Here is a 6,185-nt window from a genome sequence, read left to right on the forward strand (position 1 = left end):
AGATGAAGTTTATTTCGGTTATGATGAAGAGAACGGGATATCCGTGCAGATGAAGCCTAACGATAGAAAGGGGTGGGGAGATGACGCCGGATATGCTGCCATTAGGCGAGCCGTCAAACCAGGTGCGAACCAAAGGGTACCAGCCCCGGCGACGCAAGCGCAAGCTGGTAGCCTGCCTGCTATCCGCCCTGCTACCGGGTTTGGGGCATTTGTATTTGCGTCTTTATTTACGCGGCCTTTGCTTCATGTATTTCGTATTGATTGATGCCTCGGCGCTGATATATTTCTCTTCGGTTCGCACGGCCATTAACGTACCGCTGCTGATTTGGCTGGGCTTGCTGATTCCCGCAGCGTACTTCTTCAGCATTTATGATGTTCTTCAATCAACCGATGCACATAATGCCCGTCTGCGAAAGGAGCTCGAGGTGAGCTCAGCCCCCTTTACGGATACGCCGTCCAGCCGAAACGTCAAGCAGGGCCTCGGAGCCGGCGTACTGCTGATCGGCGGCGGCGCCGTCTTGTTTATGTTTCGGGTGAAGCCCTTTTGGCTTCAGCTTCTAGTGCAAAATGCCGGGGCTTACCTGGTCTCATTCGCGTTGGCGCTGGCGGCGCTTTTGCTGATCTTGCGTGAATTGAAGCGCGCGTTTTTACGGTCGGGACGCTTTACGGCAGCCGCGCTGTTAATGGCAATAGCAGTCATTCTTCTGCGCGATGCGATGACAGGACGGGATGAGATGCTGTTGCTCATCAAATGGTGGCCATTGGTGTTCGTTTTATGGGGAATCGAGCATATTTTGATATTAGCTTGGAACCCTATGAAAAAAACGCTAGCCAAACGCCGGCCGCATGTAGACGTCAAAGGACTGCTGTTATCTATGTTTATGGCCTTCTCCGTATTTGCGATTACGCAGCAGGATCAATATATGCATGTATGGAACCGGGTCAGCCTGGATCTGACGGCGGCGGGGGCGGAGTACAGTGCAGAGGAGGGTTATCGAGTCGAAAAACCTCAACTGGACATCCCCATTGATCTGGATACCGAGCGGATTGTCGTTGACGGGATGAACGGGGATATCGAGGTCCGTAAAGCGGAGATCGATCACATTATCGTTCGCTATACGGTTTGGATCGACCAGTTAGGTACGGAAGATGCCCGTAAAATCGCGGCCGTGACATCCGTCGAAGCCAAGGAAGGCAAAACGCTGGGCTTATCCGTTAAGGACAAGGCTTATGGCGAGACCGGCCGCCGCCACCCGCGCGTGAATCTAACTCTAATCGTACCGGAGAACCGGTTTCTGGATCTGGACATCACCACCTCAAGCGGTGGGATCACCCTGACCGGAGTTCAGACGATGAAGCAGGCGAAATTGCAAACCGGAAATGGGGATTTGCGGTTATGGGACGTGATTGGGGACGTATCGGCCAAGACGCTGAACGGGGACGTGGAGCTGTACCGAATCTTTGGCGAGGCTCAAGTCGATACGCAAGGCGGCAACATTAAAGGACGGGGGATCACCGGTAAGGCTTCCCTGTCCACCTTGGTAGGTGATATTACGCTGACGGAAGCTCAGGACGGAATTCAAGCGCGCACGAAAAACGGTAATATCCGACTGGATGGCGTTCCCCTGGGGCTGCATGCGGAATCGCTAAACGGCAAGATCTATATTACCTCCCGCCTGATCGGCGGCGATTGGGATGTGTATAGCGCGGTCGGCGAACTCCGGCTGGAGCTTCCGGAGGAAGGGAATTACGAACTGGAAGGTTCCAGCGGGTATGGCGATATTTTCACCGAGCTGCCTTTTGCGGTTGAGAACAAGGAAATTCATGGTACGGTCGGAAACGGCGATTACAAGCTCAAGATAGACGGCAACAGCGATCTATATGTGAATAAAAGCTGAACACCAGTAAAATCAGGCGATGACCCGGCTCTTTGCCGTTGATCTTGCGTTGACAAAAGTTTTGACCTAAACGTACAATAATCTTGCGAGCTATTTTAGCATAACTATTAATTAGGAATGAGCATTTAGAAGGCGGTGGACGAGATGACAACGCGCGTACAGCACGCCCTGGACCAACTGAAGAACAATGGTGTCCGCATTACGCCGCAGCGTCACGCCATACTTACGTATCTGATGGAATCGATGAGCCATCCGACCGCAGACGAGATTTACCGGTCCTTGGAGCCCCGCTTCCCGAACATGAGCGTAGCTACGGTATACAACAATTTGAAGATGCTGATTGAAGCCGGCATGGTCCGGGAGTTGACATACGGGGACAATTCGAGCCGATTTGATGCTGACGTGTCCAATCATTATCATGTAATTTGCGAGAAATGCGGAAAAATTGAGGACTTCATGTACCCGTCCTTGGAGGACGTGGAGCGTAAAGCGGCAGAGGCAACCGGTTTTGAAATTCACGGACACCGGCTGGAGTTGCATGGGGTATGCAGCGAGTGCCGCATCGAACATTAAACGTAACGATCCTGCGAGAATATTAGAAGACGTGCGGAATTCCTTCGGAGTTCTACACGTTTTTATTTTTATGGTAACTTTCTGCACGATTCATAAGTTATTATTAGTAGACAGAGATTTAGATACGGAGGGTTGTCCTTGAGAAGCAGAAAAGACATGTATCGCAAAAAAAGGCGCGGCGGGGGCAAAACCAAATGGTTTTTCGGACTGATCCTTATTATAGCGGGATTGTATTGGGCTCAATCGGTATGGCTGCCGAATCGCGAGCATGTCGACCCTGAATGGTTGGGCCGTGTGGAGAAGCCGATATTTTCTGGCGGGCAATGGCTGGACGGAACCGGGATTGGATCGGGAGATAGCCTGAAGCTCCCGCTTCCGATCATTCAACAGGTGATTGAGCCAACGATCCGTTATGAGGAAGATACGAAATCGGTTATTTTGACGACGCCGCGGAAATTGGTCTTGCTCAAAGCGGACGAGAAGATCGCCAAAATTAACAATAAGCCGACTGAGCTACGATTTGCTCCTGAGGAAAAAGACGGCATTCTCTATCTACCTGCTCATCTGCTTCAGGAATTGTACGGGGCCGAGGTTCAAGAGGATGCCTCCACTGGTGCCGTGCTGTTGTACCGGGCAGGAGAGAGTCTCATGCCGGCTGCAGTAAATACCGGCTCTGGCAAGAAGGATGGCACCATTCCGCTGCGGACCGGGCCAAGCATTCATGAACCCATCCTGGCCGATATGAAGGATGAAACCAAACTGCGGATTCTACAGGCTCCGGATGATGAATGGTATTATGTTCAGCTGGATAATGGGTATACCGGATACGTCCGACAGAAAAATGTGGTGACAGGGGAGAAACGTTTCGTCCCCGAGTTAAAGCAGGAGTTGTCCGCGGCCAAACAGAAATGGCAGTCCAAAACGGTCAACATGACCTGGGAGGCGGTGTACCAGGTGGCTCCGAAACCGTCATCCATTGGTAAGTTGCCGGGTGTGAACGTCGTCAGCCCCACCTGGTTTTCGCTGGTGGACGGCGCTGGCAATGTACGGAGTAAGGCGGACAGCGTTTATGTAAAATGGGCTCATGGCCAAGGGAAGCAGGTCTGGGGATTGTTCAGCAACAGTTTTGAGCCGGATTTGACTTCCAAGGCATTGTCTAGTTTCGAGAATCGTCTGACGACCATAATGCAAATGCTTCATTACGCGAAAATTTACGATTTGGACGGCATTAACATCGACTATGAAAATGTTTATACCAAAGATGGGGACAATCTAACCCAATTCATGCGCGAGCTTCGCCCTTTGGCGGAGGAGCAGGGGTTGATCGTTTCGATCGACGTGACTCCGAAGTCGAACAGCGAGATGTGGTCGGCGTTTTTGGACCGCCGAGCCTTGGGAGAAGTGGTGGATTACCTCGTTGTGATGGCTTACGATGAGCATTGGGCGGCCAGTCCGGTAGCCGGCTCCGTCGCTTCATTGCCGTGGGTACGTTCGTCGATAACCCGAATTCTGGAAGAGGACGGCGTGCCGCCAAGCAAACTGATCCTGGGCATCCCGCTCTACACGCGGATTTGGACGGAAACCCAGAAGGAAGGCAAAACCGAAGTCGACTCCAAAGCGATTGGGATGGATAAAGCCCAGCAAATCATTGCCGAGAAGAAATTGAAGCCGCGCTTTTCCGAAGAGACCGGTCAGAATTATGTGGAATACGAAGATAAGGAAGGACGGCACCGGATCTGGCTGGAGGATGCGGAATCGTTGCAACGTCGTGTGGAATTGGCTAAATCGCTGAAGCTGGCAGGCATTGCCACCTGGACTCGCAGTTTTGCTTCCGATAACGCATGGGAGACGCTGCGGCAAATTGAGAAGTAGATAAACAAAGCGGACCGCTGCTTCATGAGCAGGGTCCGCTTTTTTACGCATTTGGGATCCGATAAGGGCGTGTTTGATCGGGTTAGCCTTGGCTTGTAACGTCGGCAGATTGTTGTTGTTCCAACTGATCGGCGGTGATCGTCGCTTCCGTCGGGTCTAGGGTTAAGATGGTTCTGCAGAACATGCAACGATCCGTTTTTCCTAACATTTTGGTTAGTTTGTGACATTCCGGGCACTCCAACTGCACCGCAGAGGTGGACAGCATACCCGCCCAAAAATAGATGGCCAAGCTCGCCAGCATGGCGATCAAGCCGATAACTAGTCCGATAGCAGCTACCACTTTGCCCGATTGCCCCCAGAACACGATACCGGCGGTTCCCAGAACCATTAGGCCCATCCCAAGCATGGTCAGCAGTAAGCCCCACAAACGAAATTCATTAATTTTGCTCGACTTAAAGAACATTGGTCCACCTCGATTCTTTAACTATTCAGGGGGAAGCATCCCCCGACTTTTTCCAAGCGCTCCAAAAAACAAGAAGGAAACTTAGACTAGGCGTAGAACTATATTATAACGAATCGGCAGGAATACGCCAAGCTGGGAGGGTATCCGTGGAAACAACCATTTTTTCGATCTTGGGCGAGGGGAAAGCAGGGCATGGGGCCATTGGAGCGGTCGGGTATCGCCTGGATCAAGCTGGTTCCCACGATTCGCTGCTTCATGATTTCGAGTTTCTCATTATGGTTGTGCACCATGGCTTGGAGGAGACGGAACAGCGCATCGAACACGGCATGAGCGGTGATTCGGCTTACCAGTTACTGCATGTCAGCAGTCGCGAGATTGAACGAGGAATATTGATTGGGGATCAGAGGGATTCCGTTAAATATTTTTTACATGGAGAAATCATTTGGGACATCGAGGGGAAGTTAATGGCATTCCGTTCTTATATCAATGAATTCGGAGAACCGATGAAGGAGCGTCGGAAGCTGAAGGAATTCGCCAAGTTTCTCAAAGTGTACGGAGAAGCCAAACGTTATACCGCTGAGAAGGATTTGCTGGATGCTTATTATTGCGTCCTGCAGGCGCTTAAGCACTATGCCCGCCTCGAATTGATTGAGCAAGGGATCCTGCCGGAAAGCAGTGTGTGGGAGCAGGTTCGCCCCTTGAATTCGGTCGTATATAAGCTGTTCGATGAGCTGACGGAAAATTCCGAAACGTTGGAGCAGCGGATTCAGCTTGTTTTGCTGGCATGTGAGTTTACTTTGGCCAGTAAGATGGCGGATTGCTGCGCTTTACTTTTAAGGATATTAGGCAGTCGCAAGGAAGCGTGGGGCATTCAGGAATTGGCGCAGGTGCAAGAGCTGGAGCATGTAAAGGACGAGCTGCCGCTACTACTGCGCAAGTTAGTTACCCGTTCCTTGGCGCAGGAGATCACGAAAGCGCATAAGGAAGGCGCCGGCGATAGCCGGGAACTGCGTTACAGAGCATAGCGTACCGCATGTCCCTAGCTTCCAGATTATACCTGGGACAAACGGGTTGACGCCCACCTTGGATCTGTGATAAATTATAACTCGCCCCTAAAAAGGCAGAGAAGTTCTGAAGTTCGAAACGGCTTAAGCTGAAAGGCTTCGAAAAAAACTTCTTGACTTAAAAGAGGCGAACGTGATATATTATAAAGGTCGCTGCTGAAACAAAATTCAGCAACGAAATGAAAAGTTTGATCTTTGAAAACTGAACAACGAGTGAGTAATACAATGAGATTTTAAATCTCGTCAGTTTGTTTCAATGAGCAAGTCAAACACTTTATTGGAGAGTTTGATCCTGGCTCAGGACGAACGCTGGCG

General features: G+C 51.0%; 5 protein-coding genes. 4 read left to right on the top strand and 1 reads right to left on the bottom strand.

The genetic code is table 11. The features are described from left to right. The first annotated feature begins 80 nt into the window (after window positions 1–80). The 3 genes from KJS42_RS18875 (at window position 81) to KJS42_RS18885 (ending at window position 4,343) form a co-directional block, all read left to right on the top strand. Complete coding sequence (locus tag KJS42_RS18875) at window positions 81–1,898, top strand: DUF4097 family beta strand repeat-containing protein (protein ID WP_213623782.1); 1,818 nt, start codon at window positions 81–83, stop codon at window positions 1,896–1,898. Between the two features lie 144 nt (window positions 1,899–2,042). Next, the gene (gene perR, locus KJS42_RS18880; RefSeq protein WP_155608874.1) at window positions 2,043–2,471 is read left to right on the top strand and encodes a peroxide-responsive transcriptional repressor PerR; all 429 of its coding nucleotides are present in this window, start codon (window positions 2,043–2,045) and stop codon (window positions 2,469–2,471) included. A 156-nt stretch (window positions 2,472–2,627) separates the two neighbouring features. Continuing rightward, the gene (locus KJS42_RS18885; protein ID WP_213623790.1) at window positions 2,628–4,343 is read left to right on the top strand and encodes a glycosyl hydrolase family 18 protein; all 1,716 of its coding nucleotides are present in this window, start codon (window positions 2,628–2,630) and stop codon (window positions 4,341–4,343) included. Window positions 4,344–4,425: 82 nt separating this feature from the next. On the opposite strand, the gene KJS42_RS18890 is transcribed toward KJS42_RS18885, so the two are convergent. After that, window positions 4,426–4,806 (bottom strand): DUF2614 family zinc ribbon-containing protein, encoded by a 381-nt coding sequence (locus KJS42_RS18890; protein ID WP_213623783.1) that lies wholly within the window; start codon window positions 4,804–4,806, stop codon window positions 4,426–4,428. 146 nt (window positions 4,807–4,952) lie between these two features. On the opposite strand from KJS42_RS18890, the gene KJS42_RS18895 reads away from it, so the two are divergent. Continuing rightward, window positions 4,953–5,831 (top strand): nucleotidyltransferase-like protein, encoded by an 879-nt coding sequence (locus tag KJS42_RS18895; protein WP_193419142.1) that lies wholly within the window; start codon window positions 4,953–4,955, stop codon window positions 5,829–5,831. The last annotated feature ends 354 nt before the right edge of the window (window positions 5,832–6,185 follow it).

Source organism: Paenibacillus sp. J53TS2 (assembly GCF_018403305.1).
GTDB lineage: Bacteria > Bacillota > Bacilli > Paenibacillales > Paenibacillaceae > Fontibacillus > Fontibacillus rhizolycopersici.